Origin of the sequence: Exiguobacterium aurantiacum, assembly GCF_024362205.1 — a bacterium.
Lineage (GTDB): Bacteria > Bacillota > Bacilli > Exiguobacteriales > Exiguobacteriaceae > Exiguobacterium > Exiguobacterium aurantiacum_B.
Map to the genome: position 1 here is coordinate 664,078 of NZ_CP101462.1, position 25,879 is coordinate 689,956.

Below are 25,879 nucleotides of genomic sequence, written 5' to 3' on the forward strand. Positions count from 1 at the left end.
AAGCCCACCTCGAATAGGAAACCAGTAGAAGACGAAAAGCGAAATTAAAAAGAAAGCGAGCAATCCCATGCGGTTATTCCTTTCTAGCCTCATTTTGACTCATTATAGCAGAGAATATTCGTAGAGTGTTAGAGCCTTCCCTTGCTCGGTGCTTTTCGGTACTGTTAATAGAAGACTATTGAAGGAGGAACTATCGTGAAATTTGGAATCATCGGCCTTGGCTATGTCGGGCTGGCCACCCTGTGTGGACTAGCGAAAGCGGGGCATGAGGTCATCGGTGTCGAGAAAGATCAACCGAGACTGCTCCGTCTCATGAACGGGGAAGTCCCGTTCCACGAACCAGGAATGGCAGACGTATTGCGGGACTATCCCGGCTCGATCACGTTCACGGACTCGATCGCCGATGTGGAAACGGTCGATTATCTCGTCCTCGCCGTCGGCACGCCGAGCAAGAGTGACGGCAGCTGTGACTTGACGTTCGTCGACGAAGCCTTGTCTGAGGTCAAGTCGAAACAAAAAATCATCATCCGGAGCACGGTGCCACCGGGTACGACCGACTTGTTGTCGATCATGTACCCGGCCCACACGTTCGCCGTCGTCCCAGAGTTTCTCCAAGAAGGTCGCGCCCTTGCCGACGTGTTGAAACCGCACCGCGTCGTCATCGGCAGTGACAACCTTGAGATGTCCGAAGAGGTCGCGGGCATCTACGGGCGCCTCGGCGTACCGCTCGTCTGCACGTCACCGATCGATGCGGAGTTCATCAAATACGCCTCGAACGCGTTTCTCGCCACGAAGATCAGTTTCATCAACGACTTGGCACGTCTCGCCGACAAGGCCGGGGCGGATATCACGACGATCGCCGACGGGATGGGGCTCGACCCGCGCATCGGGCGTTCGTTCTTGAACGCCGGTCTCGGTTACGGGGGTTCGTGTTTCCCAAAAGACATGCAAGCGCTCTTGAACGTCGCCCACGAGAACGAGCTTGACTTGCCGGTCATCAGCGCCGCTATGCACTCGAACGACTCGCAAATGGCGTACGTCGCCTCGAAAGTCGAGCACAAGAGCGGCATCAAGGTCGCTTTCCTCGGCCTCGCCTTCAAACCGGAGACGGATGATATGCGTGACGCGCCGTCCGTCACGCTCGCTCGCCACTTGGCGTTGCGTGAAATCGATATCGTCGGTTACGACCCGCTCGCCAAATGGGATTATCCACAGGCGATGACGCCTGAAGCGGCGCTCAAAGGAGCGGACGTCGCCATCCTTGTCACGGAATGGGACGAGCTCGTCAACTTGAAACCGGAAGCGTTCGACGGGATGCGGACGAAACGATTGATCGACGCCCGGAACGCTTGGAAATATGCACGTGACCCGGGCACCGTCCAGTACGAAGGGGTCGGCCGGATGCAAAACAAGGCGAATACGCCGTCATCGATGTGACAAAAGGTGAGACCCCGCGGGGCCTCACCTTTTTCACGACTTCATCTGTTCTTTCGTCGGCCCCATGACGCCTGGCACCGTGAGTCCCGCCTGACGGAGGAGCACCGTCATCTGGCCGCGGTGGTGCGTCTGGTGATCGATCATCATGCGCAGGACGGCGCCACGCGGCTTTCTTTCACCGTGGACGTCGACTTCTTCTAATAAATAATCGTCCGAGAACTGTTCGGCCGCCTGGCTAATCTCATCGGCGTAGCGCGCGTACTGGTCGGCGATGGCTGATGCGTCAGTGGGCTGCGTCAAACTTTTCAAGGCCGACAAGCGGAAGCCGAGTAAGTTCGTGAAATATCCGAGCGCGGTCGTCACGTGCCAACCGATCCATCCAAGCGAGTTATGGCCTGGGACGATTTCTTGCCCGAGCGCCTCGTCGGTGACGGCGCGGAGCACATTGAGCGTGCCGGTCGACGATTTGGTCCAATCTTGTAGAAAATCTGCTTTCGTTCGATACATCGAATTCCTCCTTAAGCGTTTTGACTCGAGTATAAGACATCCTTGTTCCCTAGGCACGTCTCATGATTTTGAAACGTTCGGTCTCATTTTCACGTAGACTATAGAAGAAAGGGGGATGCCTCTATGTGGGGATTTATCATCGCAGCACTTATTTTGTATTTGCTCGGCTTCGCCGTCCATCGGCTGGGCTGGCACTTTCTCATCTCTGGGTACAATACGATGAAGCGCGAGGACAAGGCGCGCGTCAACATCAAGGCGGTGGCGCGGCTGCTCGGGTTCATGTGTTATGGTATAGCGACGATCTTCCTGCTGATCGCCGCCATCCACGGGCTCGGGTTCGGACTCGACATCCCGGTCGAGCCGTTCTTCATCTTGATGCTCGTCCTCGTCGTCGTCACGCTTTGGCGCGCCCAAAAATATGACGGCAACATCTATGACGAGGACGGGAACATTCGTCCCGGCGGCAAAAAACGGCTCATCCCGCTCGTCGTCGTGTTGACGTTTCTCGTGACGTTCGTGCCGGGCCTTTGGTTCTGGTTTAGTCAACCGACCGAGGTGACGCTCACCGATTCGGCACTCGTCATCGAAGGCGTCTACGGCGAGACGGTGCCATACGATGAAATCGAAACCGTCACGTTGACGTATCGGCCGAGTCTCGACCGACGAACCAACGGTGCCGCCGTCGGCTCACGCTTGACCGGCCACTTCCGGACGACAGGCGGGGAAGATGTGCTCGTCTTCCTCGACCGGGATATCGAGGCTACCGTTCGCATCGACTGGAGCGGCAAGCCAATCTATGTGAACGTGGAGTCGAACGAAGCGACGGAAGCGTTGTATGAGGAGGTACGATTGAAATGACCCAACCCTGGTATACACGGCATATGCCGTTCTTTTTCCTGACGTTCTTGTTCGCGCCGCTGACGTTGCTCTTGCTCGTCTGGCGCTGGGAGATGTTCGAGGGACACGAGCGGGGCATCAAACTGTTCTTCGCCATCGGGATGACCGTGTTCATCGTGTTCGGGCTGTTGCCGCGCGGTTCGCTCCCGATCATCTTGCCAATCATCGGACTGTTGATCGCGCTGAAACTCGTCTTCAATCTGATCAAACGAAAAACCGGCTGACATCTGTCAACCGGTCGAACGGGGCCGTCTCACTTAAGTGAGACGGCCTCTTTTTTCATTCACCCACGTCTCGAACGCGGTCGCGTCGAGGGCCGGGGCGTAGTAATAACCTTGACCGAGCTCGACGCCTTCGGCGATGATGCGGTCCAAGTCTTGTTTCGTCTCGATTCCTTCGGCAAGCGACGTCAGTTCTTGTTCACTGGCGAAGCGCGAGACGGCGCGGAGGAACGACGTGCTGTCCTTCGCTTTTCCGCTGACGTACATGCGGTCGATCTTCACTTCTTGAATCGGCAAATGCCAGATCGCCTCGAACGAGGCATAGCCGGTGCCGAAATCATCGATTGAGAGGCAATAGCCGAGGTCGGCGATGTCTTCGAGCCGATCGAGTTCGTTCGTATGCGACATGATGTCGGCCGATTCAGTCAGTTCGATCTTTAAACGTTCCGGAAGCCATGGGTGCATCTCAACCATGTCACGCAATTTGGTGACGATTGACGGGTCGACCGAGTGGGCCGATAGGTTGTACGATAGCGAGATGTCGGCGAACGGTGTATCGCGCCAGGCGATGAGCTGTTGGATGACCAAATCGAGAATCGAATGCGACAGCCACAGGATCTGGTCCGAGCGTTCGGCGATGCGAACGAACTCGTTCGGCGGCACATAGCCGATGTCGGGGTGTTGCCAGCGCGCGAGCGCCTCGGCCCCGACGATTCGGCCCGTCTTCAACTCGACTTGCGGCTGATAGGCGACGGTGATATGGCCTTGTTCGATCGCCTCTGGGAGCGCCTGTTCAATCAAGGCGGCCCATTGGAGCTGGGCGAGGATGCTTGAGTCGTACCAGATGAACGGTGCCCGCGTCTCTTTAGCGTGTTGTAGCGCCTTCGTCGCCTCGAACAGGCAGTCGTTATAATTCGGCGTCGTATGCGTCGCCCCGATTTGGAGATGGACGGTCTGACGCTTTTGGTTGATTAACAGCTCGGTCGGAAACAGCTCTAGCAACTCGTTCTCGTCGACGTTACGGAGCCCTTTTACATACAGCATGAGCGTGTCGTCACGGTAGCGTCCGAACAAGTGGTGCGCGTACTTCTCGAGCCGATCCTCGACGTGTCGGGCGAACTCGGTCATGAGCAGGTCGGCGTACGTCGGGTCGTACCAGTCGACGAGGTGATGGAAGTCGTTCAGTTTGATCAGCAGGAATGTGCCGTCGATGTCTTGTTTTTCCCAGGCGCGGAGGAAACCGTACTCGTTGTAGAGCTCGGTGGCGAGGTCGAAGCGGACGAGCCGATCGACTTTGCGTTCACGCTCGACGCGCTCAGTCTCATCTTCAAGGATGAGGTAGTACGTGAGCGTCTCGCCGCGCTTGAGCGGGATGATCTTGACGTTCAAGAAACGGACGTGCTCGCCTTTCAAATGCAAGATGAACTGGGCGCTCGTCCCGTTCTCCGTCACCCCGGCGAGCGCCTCGCGCAACAGGCGGCGTCCCGTGTCGGTGAAGAGCTGGTTGATCTCATACAAGTTCCGTTCCCCGAAAAACTGAAGGAATACATCGTTTCGTTCGATGAAGTTGTATGTGTCATCGATCAAGGCGATGGCGAGACCTGTCTCGGAAAAGAGCGATGACCAACGCTCATGATACCGGAGCAAGTCGTCCGACTGTGTCTCGAGCGTGTGTACCGTCGAGTGGACGCTCGTGGCGATCTCCCGGAGCTCGTCCTCGATCCCGCGGAAGTCATGGCTCGGCGGGAACGATTCCGCGACCGGCTCCATGCTCGGGTCGATGGCGAGCGCACGCGCCTTCAAATGCGCCAAATCGTGGGCGTACATCTTGCGCGTGTAGCATAGGGCGAGCAGGAGGCCGGCCGACAACAGGAGCGTGAGGAGAAGGGCGGCGATGGCGAACGCGCCGTAACGGTCACGTTCGGTCATGAGTGTGTCGTTTGCCGTCGAACGCACGGTTTGGAGCGCGGCGTGGGAATCCTCATAGAAGCTCGTCCCGTTGACGTAACGGGCCTCGAGCGTCGAATTGGCGGCCGTTACCCGACCGAGGGCGAGTGCGCTCTCGATCAAATCGTCGACCGATTTGGTTTTAAGTGATGGATTGGTCGCGACGATTTCTTCGATCAGCCGGGCCTCGTTCGCGATCGTCGTCACCTCGAAGTCGAGCCGGTTTTGGTTCGGCGTCTCGGCGAGCAGGTTCGTGACGCCTTCGACGAACGCCATCTGCATCCGCATGACGGCATCGGTCAATTCATAGGCCGTGTTCTCTTGGGCGGTCCGTTCGAGCCCTTGATAGAGCCAGCGTCGGTTGATCGACTCGATGACGTCGAACGGCACGGCCTCGAATCGGCTCGACCCGTCCTCGTTCAACGTGTCCTCGAGCTGTTCAGAGAAACGGAGCAACGCCTCGCGTTCGCGTTCGTCGACCCCGGTCTCGAAGTCGTCGAGCAGTTGGATATTATATTGGAGCGCCCGTTCACGATACGGGGCCGACAAGAGCGCCGTCGGTTGCTCGGAATTCGTCTCGTACAGTTTGGCCGCGTGATGCAAGACGAGATAGGACTCGACCCCGGCCAAATCGGAGGCGTGGTTCAAGTCGCGCACCGTCTCGTCGACGGCGACGTGTTTTTCTTTCCAGTAATAGCTCAGGCCGAGCCCGAATAACAATACGCCGATGAGACAAGCGACGGCGAGGGCCATCGTATAAATCCGGTACGGAATTTTAGCGAATCGATTGTTTCCCATCGGACACCTCCTTCTTTCTCTTCCCATTCTATCTTTCGTGTTCGAGTCTTTCGAGGGAAATCCTGCCCCACGAAAAAAAACCCGACAAAGGTCGGGTCAACGCATGCGTCGAAGGTCACGGTCGTTTGTAACCGATGACGCGTGATTTCCAATATGGTTCTTTACTGATCGTGTTATACCCAAGTCCGTACGTGCCGGCGTGGATGAACGTATCCGCGTCAATCATGATGCCCATGTGTGACGGACCGGCCGTGTACGTGTTCTCGAAGAAGACGAGGTCGCCCGCTTTCGGGACGAACGTCTTGCTGAGCTGTGTTCCGAAATAAGACCCGGCCCAGTACGTGGCGACGTTCGTACGTGGGATGCTATAACCTGCCTGATTGAAGGCGTAATGGATGAGTCCAGAGCAGTCGAATCCGCCGTTGGCAGGGTTCGAGGACGCCCAAATATATGGGGTGCCGACATATTTCTTGGCGACCGCGATGGCGGCAAGACTCTTCGCTAGTCCATCAGACGAGCCTGACGGTGCCGTCACAGAACCTTTCGGCACTGCTTTGACGTATGACGCCGCGACGAAACCGGTCGTATTGCCGATATAAATTTGATGCCAGCCGTTCGACGTTTGAACGACCCGGAGCGTCTGTCCGGCCGTAACGCTGCCGATGACGGCAGAGCTTGTCGAGGCCGAGGCACGGACGTTGAGTGACGGAGTATTGACGACATAATCGAACGATTCGTTGCCTGCACCGCCGTCTCCGGCGTTCGGTGTGACCGGCGCGCTCGGTGCCGTCGTCGTCTGTTTCAAGTAGCCGGTACTGACGTAACCGCTCTTGCCGTTATACGTGACATGCACCCATGTGCCGCTCTGTTTGGTCGCTTTGACGCTTGTGCCGTTCGGGATGTTCGTGACGAGGGCGTAGCCGATCCCTGGGCCTTGACGGACGTTCAAGTTCGCCGTCGTGACGTAAGATTGGTTGATGCTCTGTTCTTTAATCACTGGCTTCGACGGCGCGACCGGCTGGCTCGGCGTCGGTGTTGGTGTCGAGGCCGCTTTCGTTAAATATGTATTGGCGACAAATCCGGTCTTCGTGCCGTATTTGATGTGGGACCAACTGCCCTCAATGCTCAACACGGTGACCGACTTGCCTTTCGGGATTGTGACGAGCACGCTTGAATTCGTCGACTTCGAGGCACGAAGGTTCAAGTTGGCGGTCGTCTTTGACGTCGTCGCTGTCGTCGGTGCCACTGTGCTCGGTGTGGCCGGTTTGACGGATACGGTCGTCAAGTAACCGTTATGTACCCAGCCGGTCTTTCCGCCATAGCTAACTTTCGTCCAAGCGCCGCTTGTTTGGATTGGATTGAGCGTCTTGCCTTTTGGAATCGTGACGAGCACTTTATGTGATGTACCTGCGGCGAGGCGCATATTTAAATTGGCCGTTGTAACGGTACCCGGTCCTGGCGTGGCCGTCGTAGCGGCGGGTTTTACTGTGCTTGGGGCGCTCCCGCTCAATTTGAGCGTCTGGCCGATGGCGAGACGGTCAGAGCTTAAGTTATTGCTGGCTTTCAACTGGGCGACCGACACTTTATGTGTTTGGCTGATCGACCAAAGTGTGTCACCGGCACGGACGACGTGTGTGCTGGCTGCTGCGACTTCATCGGCCTGGGCGATGATGCTTACGGCGGCGATGGCTGCGAATGAGTACATGAGGCCGGACTTAGGGGACATGGGGTCACTTCCTTCTCTGGATTTCAATTGACAATTATCGACAGGTGAAACGATACAATTTTATTGTAGGGGTTACACATACGGCAAGCAATGGTTGAAATGGCTCAATCAGGGGATTTCATTGAAAATGAGGTCAATAATTTTGGGTGTGGGTGAGGCAGGAGTACTAAAGAAACAGGGGAATTGAAAATTGACTTTCTGTTGAATTTTGGAAACCTATTTATATATCTTTTCATGCTATCATGAATGCAAAACGCTTGAACGAGAGTAGGGGACAACATGCACGAGGGGAACACTTCATCACAAATCTATCGACAACATCAAGAGAAACTGTTCGAACTCGTCCGGATGCCCGACGTGACGGAGGAAGCGGTGCGACAGACGCTTCATTACATGTGCGAAGTTGTGTCCGACATGCTCAACGTCGATACGGTCTCGATTTGGCACTTCGATGAGACGTATGCGTCAATCAGTTGCCAAGTTGCTTATTCAAAAGAGAGCGGGCCGAGCGAACCGACGTTGACGGTCATGCGAGGGGACGCACCTGTCTATTTCGACGCGCTACGGACGAACCGGGTGTTGCCGTTTGAGAACGTCCGGACCCATGAATGGGTGAGGGACTTGTACCAGCAGCATTTCGTGGAAGGCCAGCGGGTGAATTCGATGCTCGACGCGCCGATCTATGCAAACAATCAGGCCAAAGGGGTCATCTGTTGCGAGACGTATGAGCCGCGGCAATGGACGTTCATCGAGGAATTGATCGTCAGCACGCTGTCTGACTTTATCGCCATCCTCTATCTCCGGCTCGACCGCCAAGAGATTGATGAACATATCGCCAAGCTCGCCTATACGGATGAACAGACCGGTCTTATGAATTTGAACGGCTTCATCGAACGGGTGGACGCGCTCCGCGAACAGACACCGCATCAGCTCGGCTCGTTGATTTATATGCGGGCGGACGAGTTCCGTTCCGTCGAGACAGCGATCGGTATCCAGCGCGCGGACGACATCGTCATCGAGTTGTCGGAACGGCTCCAACAAGTCGTCGACGTCTCGCTCATGGCACGCGTCTCCCAGTCCGGTTTCTTGCTATGGACGCCTTACGGGGACCGAATCAAAGTCAAAGGATACGCCGATTTGATTTGCGAGACGGTGACGAACGAGCCGTTCGCGGTCGGGGAGCTCGACGTCGTCTTGACGATGAGCGCCTTCATCTCGATCGAGGACAAAGGCCGCTCGACGCTCGAAATGATGGATACGACTCGCATCGCGGCCAATGAGCGTCACGTGCAACGCGGGGGCATCGCTTTTTATGAAGAAGAGATGAGCGAGAAAGCGACGGCCCGACTGACGCTCGAGATGAACCTGCGCAAAGGGCTCACCTTGAACGAGTTTACGATCTATTACCAGCCAAAGATTGAAGCGGCGACGGGCAAGCTGAACGGCTTTGAAGGGTTGATGCGTTGGGTTCATCCGAAACATGGGTTGATCCCCCCGCTCGACTTCATCCCGATCGCCGAGTCGACGGGCGTCATCATCGCGCTCGAGGAGTGGGCGCTCGCTGAGGCATGCCGTCAGTTGAAGACGTGGCATGCCTCAGGACGGATGTATCAACTCGCGCTGAACTTGTCGGCCCGTCACTTCTTGTCGGACGGGGTCGTCGACAAGCTGGCCCAAATCGTCCGAGAGATGGGCGTCTGTCCGAACTACTTGACGTTCGAGATCACCGAGAGTGTCGGGATGGAGAACCAACAACACGTCATCGAGCGCTTCATCGCCTTCCGGGAACAAGGATTCTCGATCTCGATTGACGACTTCGGCACCGGTTTCTCGGCGTTCGTCTATTTGAAGCATTATCCGATCCATGAGATCAAAATCGACCGCCAGTTCATCCAAGTGACGGACAACGACCCGACCGGAAACGTCATCGTGCAGTCGATCATCGAGCTCGCCCGCGGCCTCGAGCTAAAGACGGTGTGCGAGGGCATCGAGACGCCGGAACAGCTGGACACGCTCCGCTCGCTCGGTTGTGACGAAATGCAAGGGTATTACTTCTCGCGACCGCTCCCGATCGACGAGCTCGAGATGTGGATCGAAGATTATGAAACGACAAAAAAGGATTCGCTCCATTGAGCGGATCCTTTTGAATGGACCGTAGACATATCAAATGTCTGCGGTTTTTGTTTGCCTCCCCAGACACGACTCGCTTTTCTGGGGGCAAGCAGGGAGCCGCATCGCGACTTTGTCGCTGCTGGGTCTCCCTTTGCTTGTAATCCCCTAGAAGTCGATCCGTGTCCATGGTCGGGCTAACTGTCTGTAATTGATTGTGTCATGCCGGCAATTCGATGAGAATCGTCGTCCCGGACCCGCGCGCGCTCGTCACCGTCACGGTGCCGCCGTGCGCTTTGATGATGTCCCGGGAAATGGCCATGCCGAGCCCGCTCCCGAGCGCATCGGTCGTGTTCGTGCCCCGATAGTAGCGCTCGAAGATGTAGGGGAGGTCTTTCGCGTCGATGCCGGTGCCGTCGTCTTGAATCGTGATCGTGTCGTGCGCGACGGTGACACGGACCGCTACCGTCTCATCGTTATGGAGCAGGGCGTTATACAAGAAGTTAAGGAGCGCCCGTTTCATGAAGTGCCGGTCGATGGCACGCGTCTCTGCGTCCGTACTCGCGAATGAGATGTCACGCTCGGAGAACCGCGCGTCGTTCAACACGTCGATGACGAGTTCGCGGACGAACGCCTCGAGCCCGGTCTCGACCGTTTCGAGCGGGAAGTCGCCGTGCTGGAGCCGCATCGTCAAATTGAAGTCGTCGATCAGTTCTTTCATATATAACGCCTGTCGCTCGATGACCTCGGCGTATTGGCGCCGATCGGAATCATTCAAGTCCTGGTCGTCGAGCAACTCGGCGTAACCTTGGATCGAGGCGAGCGGCGTCTTCAAGTCGTGCGAGACGTTACTCATCCATTCTTTCCGGCGTTTCTCGAGCTCTTCCCGTTCCGACTCATACGTCGTCAACGTCTCGGACACGTCGTTCAAGTTGGCGAAGACGGGCCGATACATACCGGGCCGTTTCGGTTCGACGGTCGAGAAATCGCGCGCCTTCAACTGGGCGATGCGTTCGGTCAACCGATAGACCGGTTTCGTCAAAATCGAGGTGAAGGCGAGGCCGATCAGCGCCGCGACGGCGAGGTCGACGATGAGTAGGATGAGCCCGGCTCTCGACAAGTAGGCGAGCACGGATTGTGGATCGATCATCGTGACGATGCGGCCCTCGGTCGCCTCGGGGAAGCCGACGAGATAGCTGTAGTCTTCGAACTCCCCGATGAAGTAGAGGACGAGGTCGTCGTCCTTATATTTATAGATATGAATCAATTCGATCGGCGAGTACGCGTCCGGTGCCGTCGCGGGTGCGTCGATGTCGCTGACGACACGGCCCGACGCATCGAGCACTTGCAGGAACGCGTTGTTCGCCTCGAGCGCACGGACCCCGTCCGGGCTGACGACCGGTGCGCCGTCCTCGAGCGTCATATATTGATTGAACGTGCGCGTGAACGTCTCGCCGGAGTTGCTCTCGACGTCATCGATGCCGGTCCGTTGATTAACGAGCAGCGTCACGAGAATGACGACGTTCAAGATGACGACGATGGCGACGATGGCGAGAACCGACACCAAATAGCTGCCGGTCAGTTTCCATTTCATCAATGACCGCCCCCTATGCCTCGAACTTGTAACCGAGCCCTTTGACCGTCTTGATGTAGGTCGGTTGGGACGGATTCGGTTCGATTTTTTCGCGGAGCCGGCGCATGTGCACCATGACGGTGTTGTCGGCACCATAGAACTCTTCGCCCCACACTTGCGTGAACAGCGTCTCTTTGCTGAGAATCCGCTTCGGGTTGCGCAAGAAGCAGGCGAGCAGGCCGACTTCTTTTGCCGTCAGCTCGAGCCGGACGCCATCGCGATACACCTCGGTGCCGTCCGCGTTCAACCGGAACGGGCCGACGATCGTGTCGGCCGGAAGTTCAGGCGCGTCGTAGAGCGAGACGCGGCGGAGTTGCGCCTTGACGCGGAAGGCGACTTCTTTCGGGCTGAACGGCTTCGTGATATAGTCGTCGCCGCCGATGGCGAGGCCGAGAATCTTGTCGACCTCGTCCGACTTGGCGGACAGAAACAAGATCGGTATGTTCGACGTGTTCCGAATTCGCCGACACAGTTCATAGCCCTCACCGTCTGGCAACATGACGTCGAGGATGGCGAGATGGGGTGCGAACCCGGTGAACGCCGCGAACCCATCTCGAATCGTATGGGCCGTCCGAATCTCGCGGAAGCCCTCTTTCTCTAACGCTTTTTGGATGAGCGTACACAAATCTTTCTCGTCGTCGACGATCAAGATGCGTGGTTGTTCCATAGTCATCACCTCTCGCTCAAGCATAACACTTAAGCTTTTTGTAAGGTACGCGTGATTTTAAGTTAAGGTACGGCCTGTATCGTAATGGATAGAAAGAGGTGCTAATGATGAATCCATTACTACAAGTTGATGCTATCCAAAAGACATATGTGACCGGGGGCAATGCCTTCCACGCACTCGATGGCGTGTCGTTCACAATCGACCACGGCGAGTTCGTCGGGATCATGGGGCCGTCGGGGGCCGGGAAGTCGACGCTGTTGAACGTGCTCGCGACGATTGACACACCGACAAACGGTGACATCCTCGTCGACGGGGAGAATATTGCCAAACTCGAGGAAGAGGCGCTCTCGGACTTCCGACGCGACCATCTCGGCTTCATTTTCCAAGACTATAACTTGCTCGACTCGCTCACGGTCCGGGAGAACATCTTGCTCCCGCTCGCCGTCACGAAGACGCCGGTCGATGAGACACGGTCACGCGTCGATGCGCTCGCCAAACGGTTCGGAATCACAGCGATCCTCGACCAATATCCGTACCAAATCTCGGGCGGTCAGAAACAGCGGACGGCGGTGTGCCGAGCGCTCATCTCCAATCCGAAGTTGATCTTTGCCGACGAGCCGACGGGGGCGCTCGACTCGAAGTCGGCGACGGACCTGCTCCAGACGCTCGCTGGACTGAACGAGGCCGAGACGACGATCATGATGGTGACGCACGATGCCTACGCCGCAAGCTTTTGCCGCCGGGTGCTCTACATCCAGGATGGACGGTTGTCGAAAGAACTGATTCGCGGCACGACGTCGCGCGACGCCTTCTATCAGACGATCCTCGACGAGCTGAAGGGCGGTGCGTCCGATGACGCTGTTTGATCTCGCGAAGAAGAACGTCGTCCGCAACTTGTCGCGCTATGCGCTCTACGTCGGGACGACCATCTTCTCGATCATCATCTATTTCACGTTCGCGACGCTCAAACATAGCGATGAGATCAGCGGCATGGCCGAGACGTCGGGGCAGATTCGAAGTTTAATGAACGCCTCGACGTTCATCTTGCTCGTCTTCGTGGCTTTGTTCATCGCCTACTCAAACGCTTTCTTTTTAAAAGGGAGAAAACGCGAGGTCGGGCTCTATTCGCTCCTCGGGGTGCGCAAGAAACAGATCGGGACTCTTCTTTTGTTCGAGAACCTCGTCATCGGGGCGGTGTCGCTCCTCGTCGGGATCGGACTCGGTCTGCTCGGGTCGAACGCGCTGTTACAGCTGTTGCTCCGCTTGATGAACAGCGACTTGTCGATCGGCTTCACGGTCGCGACGTCGGCCCTCATCGAGACGACGCTCGTGTTCGTGGCCATCTTCTTGTTCACATCGTTCCAAGGCTATCGGGTCATCTACCGCTTCAAATTGATCGAGCTGTTCCATGCCGACAAGAAAGGCGAGGACGTCCCTCAGGCGAGCCCGTTCATGGCACTCCTCGGGGTGCTCGTCCTCGGTGCGGCCTATTGGATCGCGCTGCAAGACTTGGCGACGTCACCGCTCTGGGGGTATCTCACGGCGGCGATGCCACTCCTTATCATCGGCCTCACAATCGTCGGGTCGGGCCTGTTGTTCCATAGCGTGCTCATCTTCATCCTCGCCCGCTTGAAAGCGAAAGAGCGCTTTGCGTGGCGCCGGCTCAACTTGTTGACGACGTCACAGCTCCTGTACCGGATTCGCGGCAACGCCAAGACGCTCACGCTCATCAGCATCATCAGTGCGACGGCGATCACGGCCGGCGGGGCCATCTTCAGCGTCTATTATTATGCTGAGCAACAAGTCACGTCGTACGCCCCGTACACGTTCGCCTGGCAAGGCGAGACGCGTGTCATCGACGCCGACGTGCTCCATCAGACGACGGTCCTCGAGAAGACGGTCCGTGTCGCTGGGGAGATGGGGGAACGGGAATACGGCGTCATCGACGAGTCGACGTTCCGAGACGTCGCGTCCGATATGGGCTGGGAAACACCTGAAACACTAGCGGCCAATCAAGTCTATTTGATCGACCCGTTCTATGACGAGCGGTTCTCGATTGACGTGACCGAGGTCGAACTTGACGGTGTGAAGCATGAAGTCGCCTCCCGCTATGAGGAGACACCACTCAACGTCATGACGTTCGGCGGCTTGCTCCTCGTGACGCCGGATGACGTGTTCACGGCACTGCCGGAACCGGCGGTGACGTACCAGGCCGTCTCGGTCGCCGATTATAAAGAACAGACCGCCTTGTCGGAGTCGTTATCGGACGAGGCGAACTTCTCGAGCGCGACGGCGTTGTATAGCGAGGCGATGGCCGTGCATGGTGCACTGTTGTTCGTCGGCAGTTTCCTCGGACTCGTCTTCCTCGTCGCCACCGGCAGCATCATCTACTTCAAGACGATGACCGAGGCGGAAGAGGACCGGCCCAAATACGCGGTGCTCCGGAAAGTCGGCATCTCGAAACGGGACGTGAAACGAACGATCCGTCAACAGGTCGCCGTTGTGTTCCTGGCGCCGTTCTCACTCGGGATCGTGCATGCCTCGGTCGCCCTCGTCGCATTCTCGCGGTTGCTTGGGATGGATTTCACGGTGCCGGTGCTCGTCTGGATGGGTGTGTATAGCGCCATCTATACGCTCTACTACGTGTTGACCGTACGCCGATTCACGAAACAAGTGATATAAAGGAGAGATCATCATGAAAAAAGGAATCATCGCGAGCCTCGCGCTCATCATCGTCATCATTGGGCTCGTCAATATCGATTGGCAACGGCTTGGGAAGGATCATGTCTACGTGCAAGTCGGGGAGGCGACGGAAGTGGAAGAGACGACGCTCGATTCGGGCGACGTCGTCCGTCGCTACGTCTATTCAACGGATGCGCTGACAAAGGACGGGGATGCGCAAGCGGTTACGTTCACGGCGGCGAAAGAGCTTCGGAGCGGGGCGTACTTGAAGCTGTACGTCAAAAATGGAGATGAGGTCACGTCGTACGATGAAGTGTCGGTCGCGGACATTCCCGAGGCGGCTCGTGAGAAATTATAAGCCATCCAAAAACAGCCCTTCCTGAATCTCAGGAAGGGCTGTTTCATGCCCGCTCATTCATGCGGGAGTTCAGTTTTCAATTCTAGTTGAAGTATGTAAGTTAATTCTTTATGGGCCACCTCGGAAAAACGTGTTTTTTTCACATGTGTCCGAGGACGCAGTCCGCATTCCAATGCGATGTCGACGATGGTCCGAATCTGATTTTCCGTATAAAAGCGCTTACGTCCCATCGTGAACGGGGTCGGTGGCAAGACGCCGTCGGTTTCCCATTTGATCAGCTGTTGCTGGCTGCGGGGAATCCCGGCGACATGAAACGCACGGCTCAGTTCTTTTAGTGGATAGACGGTCAATGGGCGTTCGTTGTACAGGAGCGGCTTCGCGTTTTCAGGGCGATAATCATCCCAGTCGGTCGCGTAAAACGTCAGGTCGGTATGGTCGAAGTCGAGTTGAGCGGAAGGAATAGAAGTGTTGAGTGCGAAGTCTAAGCTGTTCATCTAGAGTATCTCCTTCTTCAAGTCAAACTGGTCATTTCGAAAATGCCCTCCTCAGTATAGTACCCCATTTTCAAGTAATTAACTGTCAGTTTTTTCAAAGTGGGGAAATGAATTCGTGGGACTTTAGGCGTGTTTTCGAAATTCGGTTGACGACTATTAAGATACCCTAATTGGTATGTAAATTCAAGGAATAAAGCCGATTTGTAACGATGAATGCGAATTCATTCAGGATGGGTCTATAGTCGTTACGAAAAGGTTACAAGAAAAATGAGCAAACATTCACCAACTTCGGTTAATAGGGGCGAAGGAGGTGAGACATATGGCAGTGTATCGAGAATACGCAAGCGTCTTTTATCTTGACACGAAGCGGCTCGTTGACGGCAAGGAAAAACGTCAGCTCGTCCGGTTCGGTCCACTCGGTGCGCGGATGGAGACCGAGGAAATCAAGCAGTTCGGTGATCTGTTGATCCCGCTTCTCGAGGTCGAATCCGCCGCATACGTCGTGTCGCGTGAATTCCACGTGACGTTCTAATTGGAGGAACCCTTGATGCGTGTATCGAACCGTTCCACCGGAGCCTGTTCCGATGAGCGGGTGGCCGCATGAGCTGGCCCGAACTCATCTCGAATCTCGGCTTCCCGATCGTCGTCTCGCTCTATCTGCTTCACCGGATCGAGACGCGCCTTGAGCGCATGATTCAACTGCTCGAACGTCTCGACTCGACCTATCCATCTGAATTGTAATCCATCCCCGAAAGGAGCCATCCCCTATGGCCGTATTGACTGAAAAGAAAGCCACGCTTGTCTTGACGACGCACCATGATTTGAACAGCTTGAAACCTACGAAGAGAACGCAACGTTTCGGTCCGATCCGGGCAGAGCTCACGGCGGACAACGCCGAGGCGTTCGGTCACCTTATGCTCGACTTGACCGAGCAAGAAGATTTCACCGTGTCGGTCGTTCGCGAATACGATCTCGTCTAATCATACCCACATCCAAGGAGGACTAACCCATGACTGAAACTAAAGTAGAAATCGCATTTTTGGACATGTTCAATAAAGTATCCCGCTTCCGTTTGAACAACGTGAAACAACCGGTCGATCCGTTGAAAGTTCAAGCGCTCGCCGACTTCATGGTCGCCAACGACCCGCTCGGTAAGAGCGTCGTCAAATGGACGGAGATCAAGATGATCGAAGGCACGCAGACCGTGTTGAACGTTCAATAACGTGTCAAGAGATGACTGAGTTTTCAGTCATCTTTTTTTATTTTGGTCAATCCGCTTTAGATTCCTCGACGTCAAGACGATATAGGAAGAAACGTTGCATGCGAGAGGGGAATAATACATATGTCAGTGAAACAGAAGTGGACAGCCTTACGGAACCGGTTAAACGTCCGGCGCTTTCAATGGAAACCGAAACGACGAAAATCGAGCACACGTCCAAAACAGCGAGTGACCATAAAGAACCTGACAATCCGTCAAAAGCTGTGGGGACTCGTCATCCTCGCGCTCCTCATGGTCGCAAGCGTCGGCGGTTACTCGCTCTTGTCGCTCGCCGATGCGAACCGGCAAGGCGATGATATCGTCAACAACTGGAACAAAGGGCTCGATTATGCCCACGAACTGAACACGCTCGCGGCGAACTATCGCGCGCTCGAACTCGAACATATCGTGACGGACGACGCAGCCGCGAAAGAAGCATTGATGGCAGAGATGAAAGATATTCGGACGCGCATCAATGAGATCGCCCCGAAATATGAACAGACGGCGACGGGCGAGACGGACAAAGAGTTGTTCGCCAACTTCAGCCGCCAGTGGGAGATGTATCAACGCGTGTCGGACAACATGCTCATCTTCAGTACGTCTGGCAACAACGGGATGGCCCGTTCGTATTATGATGCCCAGTCCCAATCGACTTATGATAACTTCACGCAGCGCTTGACCGAGCTCGTCGATTACAACTCGGAAGGCTCGCAGCGTGTCGGCGCCGACATGGAACGCGAGTTCGGGCAGTCGCTCATCGCGTTGCTTGCGGTGACGATTGGTGCGGTCGTTCTCCTATTGTTCCTTGGACTGAGCTTATTGCGCTCGATCATCAAACCGATGCGGGTGCTCCAAGAGAAGTTTGATGAGTTGGCCTCACAGGGCGGCGATTTGACGATGGCCATCCCGGTCACATCGAACGATGAGATCGCGCAAGTGAGCCGCTCGTTCAACACGTTCCTCGCCACGTTGCGCGACATCATGATTGATGTCGACAAGACCGCGAAAGTCGTCCTCGTCTCGTCAAAAGAAGTAGCAACGGAAGTGACACAACTGAGCCGTTATATGGAAGAGACGTCAGGCACAGTCGAGGAACTGACGGCGGGTATGGAAGAGACGGCCGCATCCTCGCAAGAGATGAGCGCGTCGACGACCGAGATGGGCAGTTCCATCGATTCCATCGTCGACTTGTCGAACGACAGCGCGACGACAGCGGGTGATGTCGAACGTCGCGCCCACGCCATGCGTGAACAAGCCGTCGCCTCGAAGACGGAAGCGAACGCCATCATCGAGCAGAAACGCATCGAGCTCGACGAGGCGATTAAAGGGGCGCAGTCGGTCGAACAGATCCGTGTCTTGACGAGCGCCATCCTCACCATCGCCGACCAGACGAACTTGCTTGCCTTGAACGCATCGATCGAGGCGGCCCGGGCCGGGGATGCTGGCCGCGGCTTCGCCGTCGTCGCCTCGGAGATTCGTAAGCTGGCCGAGAACTCACGCCAGACCGTGAACGAGATTCAAGCGGTATCGCATACGGTCATCGACTCGGTCGCCCGGCTCAACACCAGTTCGGCCGATATGCTGACGTTCCTCGATACGAAAGTGCTCGCGGATTACGACCGGCTCGAGGAGTCGGCCACACAATATGAGTCGGACGCGAACGTGTTCGGACAGACGGCTGAGACGTTCGAGGCGAACGCGCTCCAACTCCGCCATATGACCGACAGCATCCTTCACGTCATCCAAGAAGTCGCGACGACCGTGACCGAAGGGGCGGACGGGACGCAGTCCATCTCGGAGAAAGTCCAGCTGTCCGTCGAACGGTTCAACGACGTGCAGACACGGATGCAGGAGACCGAACAGCGTGCGATCGAACTCTCGAACCGGGTATCACAATTCAAGTTATGAAGCTAGACCGCAGCCCAATGCTGCGGTTTTTTTGTGACAAAAAATGGAACATAAAACTCGTAAATAAGGTAAATCGATAAAAGAATTGGAAACAAATATGGAAAACCGTTTGCGCAAACCGATAGAAATCATGTGATTCCAAAATAAGATAGAAATAGAGGTGTAAGAGGACGAGTTCCTCGAGAAGATGAAAAAAAGGCTAAATCAACTCACATTGACGCAGAAATTATTTGGCGGGATTGGAATGATTCTTTTACTCGTCGTAGTCGGGATGGGTTACAATCTGATGGCGCTGAACGATGCGACGAGCCGATATGAAGAAATGATTTCATCAGATGTCATGCGAATGAAGGCGGCCGACGAACTGTCATTAGGGATGGTCCGTCAGGCGTATGGCCTTCGTGGTTATATTCTAGAACAAGAGCCGGCCCGGCTTGAAGCCGAGCAACAAGGGTCAGAAGAGAAAAAAGAAGCAATCAACGCCCTGTTAGAACTCTCGCCTTCGACAGAAGAGACGAAAGAACTAGAGAACCTGATGTCATACGCATTAGGTTACGATGATTTGGCGCAACAGTTGATCCAAGCAATCGATGCGGATGATCAAGAAACGGTCGACCGTCTCGCGCTTCGGCTGATGCCGGATGTGACGGCATCGATTATCGAGTCGGGCGAGACGATGCAAGCGGAATCGGAAGCTGCGATGTTAGAAAAGCAGGCGCAACTTGAGAGCCGCGGTCAAAGTGCCTTTATATACTCCGCAGTAATCGCTGTCATCATTTTCGTACTTACTCTAGGAGCCGGATACTTCCTTCAGCGCATGGTCACGGTACCGCTCCGTCAACTATCGGACGAGGTCGGCATCGTCGCCGACGGCGATTTGACACGCGCCGACCTTCAAGCGCTCACGCGTGATGAAATCGGCGAGTTGATGCTTGGCTTCAATCAGATGAAAGGCAACCTCCGCGAACTCATCGACGAAGTGAGCCGGAACGCCCAAGAGATCACAGCTCAGTCGGAAGAACTGTATGCCAGTACAGAAGAGATGTCCTCGCAAACAGAAGAGACGACGCGGATGATTGAACAAGTCGTCGCTGAGACGGTCAACCAGGCAGCGGCTGCCTCGAAGAGCGGACAAGCGGTCGCGGCGGCTGATGAGGGCGTCGAACGAATCGCCACATCGATCGGGACGATCAGCCAAGACGTCCAGACGAGTCTGAAGCTCGCCGAACGCGGCGAACAGACGATTCAACAGGCGAAGCAAGAAGTGCTTGCCCTCGAATCGGAGACGGTCGTGACCGGCCAGTCGATCACGGCGTTGAAACAACAATCAGACGAGATTGCCCTCATCACCGAGGTCATCCAGTCGATCACAGACCAGACGAACCTGCTCGCCTTGAACGCGGCCATCGAAGCGGCCCGGGCCGGGGAACAAGGGAAAGGCTTCGCCGTCGTCGCTGAAGAAGTCCGCAAGCTCGCGGAACAGTCGAAACAATCGGCGTCCCAAATCGCCGGCTTGATCGAGTCGATTCAAGTCCAGTCGAACGCGGTGCTCGAGCGTCACGCCATCAGTGCCCGTCGCGTCGAGACGAACACGGCGCTGCTTGAAGAAGCGACGGCGTCGTTCCAACAAATCGTCGGGCAATTGCACGCCTCGGTCGAGAACACGGAACAGATCCGGGTCGCCTCGAGTGAGATCGCGACGACGACGAAACAAGTCGCGACAGCGGCAATCCATATGGCGAGTGACAGTGAAGTCACGGCCGAGACGATGCGTAGCGTCGGCGAGACGGCCGACGCCCAACTCGCGATGATTCAAGAGTTGAACGGTGTCGCCGAGTCGCTCGGCAATATGACCGGTGACTTGCAGACGCTCATCGGGCGCTTCCAAACATAAGACGAACCGTCCTTTCCTGTTCAGGGGAGGATGGTTTTTGCGTGTTGTCAGGATTGACGGGATAGTGTTTCGGGAATTGCGGGAGAGAGACAAAATCTCGATTCCATCGAAAAGGAGACAGATCATGAAATATACTGTCATCACCGGAGCAAGTTCAGGCATTGGCTATGAAGCGGCGAAAGCGCTCGCCAAGCAAGGGAAGTCGCTCGTGCTCGTGGCGCGTCGTCACGACGAGCTCGAGAAGTTGCGAAGTGAGATCAAATCGATTTCACCGAAGAGCGACGTCATCATCAAGGCGAAAGACTTGTCGTACAGCGAGAACGTGTACGGATTGTATGAGTCGCTCGCAGACCTCGACATCGAGACGTGGGTCAATAACGCCGGGTTCGGAGACTCGAATCTCGTGAAAGACGTCGAGGTCGGGAAGATGGAGAATATGATCCGCTTGAACGTCGAGGCGTTGACGGTGCTGTCGAGCCTGTACGTCCGGGATTATCATGATGTGGAAGGGGCGACACTCGTGAACGTCGCTTCCGTCGTCGGGTATCACATCGCCAAAAAAGGCGTCACGTACAGCGCGTCGAAATTCTTCGTCAGTGCGTACACGGAAGGGCTTGCCCGTGAGCTCATGAACGACGGGGACAAACTGCGTGCGAAAGTGCTCGCACCGGCCGCGACGGAGACCGGTTTTGCGAACCGTGCCCGTGAAGAAGAGGACTTTGACTATAGCCAAAACGTCGAGAAATATCATACGGCCGAAGAGATGGCCGAGTTTTTGATGCAGTTGCTCGAGAGCGATCAAGTCGTCGGGATCGTCAACCACGAGGATTACTCGTTCGAGTTGCGCGGTCCGATTCATCCGTATATGGGGTAAGTAAGTAAATAAAGTGATTGTGCTCTGAAGAGTCATGTGAGATATATTAGGCACATACATTGTGTATTAGACGTATTCATTAAGAGTGATAGTATGGGAAAGCAAAATCAATATGAGAGAAAATTGATTAAGCATGGCGATTCTGTTTGCGTTTCTATTCCAATGACTGTGTTGCGAAAATTGAAGTTAGATGTGGGTGACGAGGTCTCGATATTGACGATAGACAAGGGCATCTTGATTCGACCGCTTGAGGATACAGTACAAACGGATATCGATTCAAAATTTTCTGATGACATGGAAAAAATAATCGAGCAGCACAACGATACGTTCAAAGGATTAGTGGAACGTTAATGCTTTTGAAGAATATAAGGATCAAAGCTGATTCGAATCAGAACATGTGTTCAAAATAAACATTCTGACAGGTAGTACACCAAACAGCCCGAACCCTTTCAAAGAGTTCGGGCTGTTTGTTTACATTTACGACGAACGCATCGAATCCCCATACCCTCCGGTCAAGCGGTGCGTGAGCCGGTGATACCAGTAGCGGAGACGTAAGCGGTATACATATAGTCTTGACGTGTTTGGCAAGACGACGTTGTCGATATAATCGGCGAACATGGCGCGGAACATATGGTCCTCGCTATCGTCATACGTCGCGCTCCACATGCCGTGCTCTTCGACCTCGAGCAACATCGCAATCGTCTCGTCATCGAGCTGATGATTATCTTCCGGTAATCGTTTGACGAGCATCTCGACCCGATGGCTACAGATGGACGCATAGAGCGAATGGGCGCGCGGGTTGCGCGGGTTCGCGTTCAAGTACCCGATGGCCACCTTGAGGAGCTCATCGTTCATCTCGAGCGGAATCTCATCGAACGCTTGGAAGAATTCGAGCAGCATCGGCACGGTCTCTTCGTTGAACCCGGCGAGCCGGACGTAATGCATCAAGTGGAGTCCGGCCTCCCCGTAAAACTTGCGGTTGAAGTAATGGACGGCAATGGCGCGTTGGACCATCGGCACGTCCGGATAGCGTTCGACGGCACGAAGGAAATGCTGCTCGGCCTCGAACGTGAAATTCGTGTCGTCGCTCAAGAGGCCATGAAGGCAGTGAATCATATAATGGTCGCCTTTTTCGCCCGCTGCTTCGAGCACGGCGCGGGCCCGGCCGAACTCGCCTTCGCGGATGAGCGGATACGCCCGCATCGCCGGGAAGAACGGGTCCTCGGGAAAATTCGTCTCGCCGCGGACGATGAGCGACTCGATGGACTCAGCGTTATAATCGTCAATCAGTTCTTCAAGGAGCATCATCTCAAGGAAGGTGCGTTGAAAATCTGGATGGTGTAAATCGATGGTGTGTTTCATGAGGGTCCCTCCCAAGTTCATGAGTGTGGCTTCATTATACCGAGCAATCGGACGGACGAGTAGATTAATTTCAAAAAATGGGAAAAGAAAAGGGAAGGATTTCCGAGGAAATGGAGGAATGGAGATGGTCACGTTCACAGGATATATCGTCGAGCTCGAGCCAACGCGAATCCGGGTCGCACCGAACTTGGATGCCGAGCCGTTCGATGGGATCGTATTTCACTGGGAGGAGCCGCTGCGAGAGGACGAGACACCGCTCGCCGTCGGTCAACAGGTGCGCGTCGAGCATGATGAGAAGATGACACGTTCGCTACCGCCCCAGGCGACGGCGCATCGAATCGATGTGCTATGATATTGTCGAGGTGAATTGAATGGGACAGTCGAATTTCTTATGGATGGGCGTCGTCATCGCCATCAGTGCGCTGATCGTCTGGTTGTTGCAGGATGTGATGCCGTTTTGGATGTTGTCGATCATCCTGCTGTTGTTCGGGGCCACGGTCGGCAACGTGCAGCGGCGCACTCGAAAAGACACATGAAAAAGCACGTCATCATTCAGATGGCGTGCTTTCTTCGTCTTCCACCGGCTCGTCCGGGACATCCTCGATCGCGTCAGTTGCGTCCGGCTTCTCCTCGGTGACGGGCGGTGGCGCCGGTTTGTCGTTCTTGTCTTGTTTCGGTTTAGTGTCGGGCTGATCTGCCTTTGGTTTTGTGTCCGGTTTGTCTTGCTTCTTTACCGGGGCCGGTGCTTCCGCTTCTTTCTCCTGAGCGGCTGGCTTCTCCGGCTCGACGGGTTCTGCCGGTTCGGTCACAGGGACGTCAGGCTCGGTCGGTTGCTCCGTGACGGGAGGCGCCTCGGGTTCTTCAGCAGGTTGTTCCGGTTCGGCTGGAGTCTCTTCCTCGACCGGTGCCGGTTCTTCCGCTGGAGGCTCATTTGGTTCAGGTGTTTCTGGCGCCGCCTCGGTTTCCGGTTCTGGTTCCGGTGTCGGTTCCGGTTCCGGAGCAGGAGCAGGTTCTGCCGGGTCCTCTCGTTTTGGGACCGGTGTGATCGGTGCGACCGGTGCGAGTTCAGCGGCCGGCGCACTGCGTTTCGTCGTCGGAGGTGGAGCCGGCGTGTCCGACTTAAGGAACGACAGCACGTCTTGTTCGAACAAGGCGACCGGGAGCGTCTTCGTCACCAAGTGGATGCCGAGCACCCGTCCATTGGCCGTGACGATTGGGCTGCCGACGGCGCGGTTCGGTAAATCGAATTCGCGGCGATAGCTGTCTTCTTCGAACGTGAGCGTTCCTTCGATCTGCTCATCCGGTGCGAGCGTCAACACCGATTCGTCCGGTCCGACAATCGCGTGGCTGAACGAGAACGGGGACGTCTTCACTTTCTCGATGCGGATGACGGCGATGGCGTCGGTCCGCCCGACGACGGTGCCGTTCATCGTCTCATCGCCTTGTTTCAAGGTGACGCGAGTGATGCCGGCGACGTTATGGGCCGCCGTTAACACGTCTTGCGGGCTAATCAAAAAACCGGAGCCCGTTCCGATGGTATATAAGCTGTCTTGCAACGTCTCGAGGTCAACGGTGGTGGCACCGTCGGCCGAGACCGTGTCTTCGGTGATATTCAAGTCGACTTTGTTGGCGAGCGATTTACTCGAGCGCGGAGTGTCGGTGAGATAGGCGTTCGTCAAAAAAGAGACGAACGCGATGAGTGCGATGACGATGGGGACAGCAATCCATTTTAAGCGACGTGGGCGATGGCCACACGTCGGACAAACAGTGGTTTTCGAGCGGGTCTTCGCTCCGCAGCGTGGACAAGTCACGGGATGACACCTTCCTTCATAAACATAGATGATATGCCTATTCCTCATATGAAGCAGGGGTAAACAAATATTTGTCGGGGGCATATACGAAAACAGGTAGGTGGACTGAACTTCTTCAAAACGGGAAAGAACTAATGTAACGTTTCAGAAAGGGGAAACCGACATGCAGCCCTTTTGGACGACCCGTGCGTTTCGTAATGGGATTTGGGTGTTGCTCATCTTGACGATCGTGTTCATGGCCAAACAAGTCGAGTTCTTGTTTTATCCGATCGGCATCTTTTTCGCCACTGTCCTGACCCCGTTTTTGTTCGCTGGAATCTTGTTTTATTTGACGGTCGGTCTCGTCGATTGGTTGGAACTGAAGTTCAAGCGTCGGTCGCTCGCGATTTTGGCGATTTTGTTGCTGTTGCTCGTATTGAGCGTCCTGTTCGTCCTGACGCTCGGTCCGCTCATCACGCGGCAACTGCTCGCCTTGCTCGACACGTTCCCGCGCTTTGCCGAAGAGAGTTACCGTCAATTCCTGTCGCTGTATGCTCGCCTTGAAGAGTATAGTTGGTTCCGTGAGTACGCCGAACAGAACGCGACGTCAGTCGAGACATGGGTCCGCCAATTGGCCGATGCGCTCGGGGTCGTCATCGGCTCGGTCGCCGGATCGCTCGGCCGTCTGCTTGCTCTCATCATTTCCGGGCTGTTCACGTTGTTCATCGCCTTGTTCTTATACGTCTTCATGCTGATTGACGGTGGCAAGCTCGCGAGTGCAATCGTCCGCTGGATTCCGCCGACGTATGAACAGGACTCCCGTCACATCCTGCACGATATGCACGAGACGATTAAGCGCTACGTCCGCGCCCAGCTCATCGTCTGTACGTTCGTCGGTTTCTTCGCCACCATCGCGCTTTGGCTGCTCGACGTCCCTTTCTTCTTGCCGCTCGGTCTGTTCATCTTCGCAACGAACATCATCCCGTATTTCGGCCCGTTCCTCGGGGCCGCACCCGCCGTCCTGATCGCGTTCATCGATGAACCGGTCAAAGCCATTTACGTCATCATCGCCATCACCATCGTCCAACAGCTTGACGCCAACGTCATCTCACCGCTCGTCCAAGGCAAGTCACTTCGTGTCCATCCGATCACCATCACGCTCGTCCTGCTCGTGGCGGGACGTCTCGCCGGTATCGTCGGTATGTTGCTCGCCGTTCCGCTCTACGCTGTCCTCAAAGTCACATTTCTCAACGTTCAAAAACTATATGCACTCCGCAAACAGTCGAAGTTCTCCGGTGATTCAACTCGTTGATGTAG

26 protein-coding genes are annotated in these 25,879 nt (G+C 55.5%); 18 read left to right on the top strand and 8 right to left on the bottom strand.

Annotation, left to right across the window (positions count from 1 at the left end):
- Positions 1-195 precede the first annotated feature (195 nt).
- A complete protein-coding gene (locus tag NMQ00_RS03520) occupies positions 196-1,437 on the top strand; it encodes a UDP-glucose dehydrogenase family protein (protein WP_255177953.1) in 1,242 nt (413 codons plus the stop codon).
- A gap of 33 nt (positions 1,438-1,470) precedes the next feature.
- Here NMQ00_RS03520 and NMQ00_RS03525 read toward each other — a convergent pair whose 3' ends face one another.
- Positions 1,471-1,944: a DinB family protein gene (locus NMQ00_RS03525; protein ID WP_255177954.1), complete on the bottom strand. Its 474-nt coding sequence runs from the start codon at positions 1,942-1,944 to the stop codon at positions 1,471-1,473.
- 123 nt (positions 1,945-2,067) lie between these two features.
- Here NMQ00_RS03525 and NMQ00_RS03530 point away from each other — a divergent pair, with 123 nt between their 5' ends.
- Positions 2,068-2,802, top strand: coding sequence for a DUF3784 domain-containing protein (locus tag NMQ00_RS03530; RefSeq protein ID WP_255177955.1), 735 nt, complete (start codon positions 2,068-2,070; stop codon positions 2,800-2,802).
- Complete coding sequence (locus NMQ00_RS03535) at positions 2,799-3,065, top strand: hypothetical protein (RefSeq protein WP_255177956.1); 267 nt, start codon at positions 2,799-2,801, stop codon at positions 3,063-3,065. Before NMQ00_RS03530 ends, NMQ00_RS03535 begins: the two co-directional genes overlap by 4 nt.
- 33 nt (positions 3,066-3,098) lie before the next feature.
- Here NMQ00_RS03535 and NMQ00_RS03540 read toward each other — a convergent pair whose 3' ends face one another.
- On the bottom strand, positions 3,099-5,807 hold the full coding sequence (locus NMQ00_RS03540; RefSeq protein WP_255177957.1) for an EAL domain-containing protein: 2,709 nt from the start codon (positions 5,805-5,807) through the stop codon (positions 3,099-3,101).
- 115 nt (positions 5,808-5,922) lie between these two features.
- Positions 5,923-7,512, bottom strand: a complete 1,590-nt coding sequence (locus NMQ00_RS03545; protein ID WP_255177958.1) for a C40 family peptidase — start codon at positions 7,510-7,512, stop codon at positions 5,923-5,925.
- A 300-nt stretch (positions 7,513-7,812) separates the two neighbouring features.
- On the opposite strand from NMQ00_RS03545, the gene NMQ00_RS03550 reads away from it, so the two are divergent.
- Positions 7,813-9,666 carry a sensor domain-containing phosphodiesterase gene (locus NMQ00_RS03550; protein ID WP_255177959.1) on the top strand — a complete coding sequence of 618 codons (1,854 nt, stop codon included), beginning with the start codon at positions 7,813-7,815 and terminating at the stop codon, positions 9,664-9,666.
- 196 nt (positions 9,667-9,862) lie between these two features.
- On the opposite strand, the gene NMQ00_RS03555 is transcribed toward NMQ00_RS03550, so the two are convergent.
- Together NMQ00_RS03555 and NMQ00_RS03560 are read right to left on the bottom strand one after the other, a co-directional pair.
- Positions 9,863-11,236 carry a HAMP domain-containing sensor histidine kinase gene (locus NMQ00_RS03555; RefSeq protein ID WP_255177960.1) on the bottom strand — a complete coding sequence of 458 codons (1,374 nt, stop codon included), beginning with the start codon at positions 11,234-11,236 and terminating at the stop codon, positions 9,863-9,865.
- 13 nt (positions 11,237-11,249) lie between these two features.
- Entirely contained in the window at positions 11,250-11,942 is a 693-nt protein-coding gene (locus tag NMQ00_RS03560) for a response regulator transcription factor (RefSeq protein WP_255177961.1), read from the bottom strand.
- Positions 11,943-12,049: 107 nt separating this feature from the next.
- Here NMQ00_RS03560 and NMQ00_RS03565 point away from each other — a divergent pair, with 107 nt between their 5' ends.
- From NMQ00_RS03565 to NMQ00_RS03575, 3 genes are read left to right on the top strand one after another with little or no spacing between them, the layout of a single operon-like run.
- Positions 12,050-12,808 carry an ABC transporter ATP-binding protein gene (locus tag NMQ00_RS03565; RefSeq protein WP_255177962.1) on the top strand — a complete coding sequence of 253 codons (759 nt, stop codon included), beginning with the start codon at positions 12,050-12,052 and terminating at the stop codon, positions 12,806-12,808.
- Complete coding sequence (locus NMQ00_RS03570; RefSeq protein WP_255177963.1) at positions 12,795-14,624, top strand: ABC transporter permease; 1,830 nt, start codon at positions 12,795-12,797, stop codon at positions 14,622-14,624. The genes NMQ00_RS03565 and NMQ00_RS03570 overlap by 14 nt, the downstream gene beginning before the upstream one ends.
- Positions 14,625-14,637: 13 nt before the next feature.
- A complete protein-coding gene (locus tag NMQ00_RS03575; protein ID WP_255177964.1) occupies positions 14,638-14,982 on the top strand; it encodes a YxeA family protein in 345 nt (114 codons plus the stop codon).
- 53 nt (positions 14,983-15,035) lie between these two features.
- Here NMQ00_RS03575 and NMQ00_RS03580 read toward each other — a convergent pair whose 3' ends face one another.
- Complete coding sequence (locus NMQ00_RS03580) at positions 15,036-15,476, bottom strand: helix-turn-helix domain-containing protein (RefSeq protein ID WP_255177965.1); 441 nt, start codon at positions 15,474-15,476, stop codon at positions 15,036-15,038.
- Positions 15,477-15,795: 319 nt separating this feature from the next.
- Here NMQ00_RS03580 and NMQ00_RS03585 point away from each other — a divergent pair, with 319 nt between their 5' ends.
- The 8 genes from NMQ00_RS03585 to NMQ00_RS03620 all read left to right on the top strand — a co-directional run bounded on the left by NMQ00_RS03585 (position 15,796) and on the right by NMQ00_RS03620 (position 21,761).
- A complete protein-coding gene (locus tag NMQ00_RS03585; protein WP_255177966.1) occupies positions 15,796-16,008 on the top strand; it encodes a hypothetical protein in 213 nt (70 codons plus the stop codon).
- Positions 16,009-16,076: 68 nt separating this feature from the next.
- On the top strand, positions 16,077-16,217 hold the full coding sequence (locus tag NMQ00_RS03590; protein ID WP_021066374.1) for a YvrJ family protein: 141 nt from the start codon (positions 16,077-16,079) through the stop codon (positions 16,215-16,217).
- Positions 16,218-16,243: 26 nt separating this feature from the next.
- Positions 16,244-16,456, top strand: coding sequence for a hypothetical protein (locus NMQ00_RS03595; RefSeq protein ID WP_255177967.1), 213 nt, complete (start codon positions 16,244-16,246; stop codon positions 16,454-16,456).
- Between the two features lie 29 nt (positions 16,457-16,485).
- Positions 16,486-16,698: a DUF2922 domain-containing protein gene (locus NMQ00_RS03600; RefSeq protein WP_034778930.1), complete on the top strand. Its 213-nt coding sequence runs from the start codon at positions 16,486-16,488 to the stop codon at positions 16,696-16,698.
- Between the two features lie 120 nt (positions 16,699-16,818).
- The gene (locus tag NMQ00_RS03605) at positions 16,819-18,642 is read left to right on the top strand and encodes a methyl-accepting chemotaxis protein (RefSeq protein ID WP_255177968.1); all 1,824 of its coding nucleotides are present in this window, start codon (positions 16,819-16,821) and stop codon (positions 18,640-18,642) included.
- A 187-nt stretch (positions 18,643-18,829) separates the two neighbouring features.
- The gene (locus tag NMQ00_RS03610) at positions 18,830-20,536 is read left to right on the top strand and encodes a methyl-accepting chemotaxis protein (protein WP_255177969.1); all 1,707 of its coding nucleotides are present in this window, start codon (positions 18,830-18,832) and stop codon (positions 20,534-20,536) included.
- Positions 20,537-20,660: 124 nt separating this feature from the next.
- On the top strand, positions 20,661-21,410 hold the full coding sequence (locus NMQ00_RS03615; protein ID WP_255177970.1) for an SDR family NAD(P)-dependent oxidoreductase: 750 nt from the start codon (positions 20,661-20,663) through the stop codon (positions 21,408-21,410).
- 93 nt (positions 21,411-21,503) lie between these two features.
- Entirely contained in the window at positions 21,504-21,761 is a 258-nt protein-coding gene (locus tag NMQ00_RS03620; protein WP_255177971.1) for an AbrB/MazE/SpoVT family DNA-binding domain-containing protein, read from the top strand.
- A 126-nt stretch (positions 21,762-21,887) separates the two neighbouring features.
- Here NMQ00_RS03620 and NMQ00_RS03625 read toward each other — a convergent pair whose 3' ends face one another.
- Complete coding sequence (locus tag NMQ00_RS03625; RefSeq protein WP_255177972.1) at positions 21,888-22,772, bottom strand: tetratricopeptide repeat protein; 885 nt, start codon at positions 22,770-22,772, stop codon at positions 21,888-21,890.
- 124 nt (positions 22,773-22,896) lie between these two features.
- Between NMQ00_RS03625 and NMQ00_RS03630 the strand changes: the two genes are divergently transcribed.
- Positions 22,897-23,124 carry a DUF3221 domain-containing protein gene (locus tag NMQ00_RS03630; protein WP_058764445.1) on the top strand — a complete coding sequence of 76 codons (228 nt, stop codon included), beginning with the start codon at positions 22,897-22,899 and terminating at the stop codon, positions 23,122-23,124.
- Between the two features lie 19 nt (positions 23,125-23,143).
- A complete protein-coding gene (locus NMQ00_RS03635; RefSeq protein ID WP_255177973.1) occupies positions 23,144-23,308 on the top strand; it encodes a hypothetical protein in 165 nt (54 codons plus the stop codon).
- A 12-nt stretch (positions 23,309-23,320) separates the two neighbouring features.
- Here the strand turns inward: NMQ00_RS03635 and NMQ00_RS03640 are convergent, their stop codons facing one another.
- Positions 23,321-24,583 (bottom strand): S1 family peptidase, encoded by a 1,263-nt coding sequence (locus tag NMQ00_RS03640; protein WP_255177974.1) that lies wholly within the window; start codon positions 24,581-24,583, stop codon positions 23,321-23,323.
- A gap of 163 nt (positions 24,584-24,746) precedes the next feature.
- On the opposite strand from NMQ00_RS03640, the gene NMQ00_RS03645 reads away from it, so the two are divergent.
- Positions 24,747-25,874: an AI-2E family transporter gene (locus tag NMQ00_RS03645; protein ID WP_255177975.1), complete on the top strand. Its 1,128-nt coding sequence runs from the start codon at positions 24,747-24,749 to the stop codon at positions 25,872-25,874.
- Positions 25,875-25,879 lie beyond the last annotated feature (5 nt).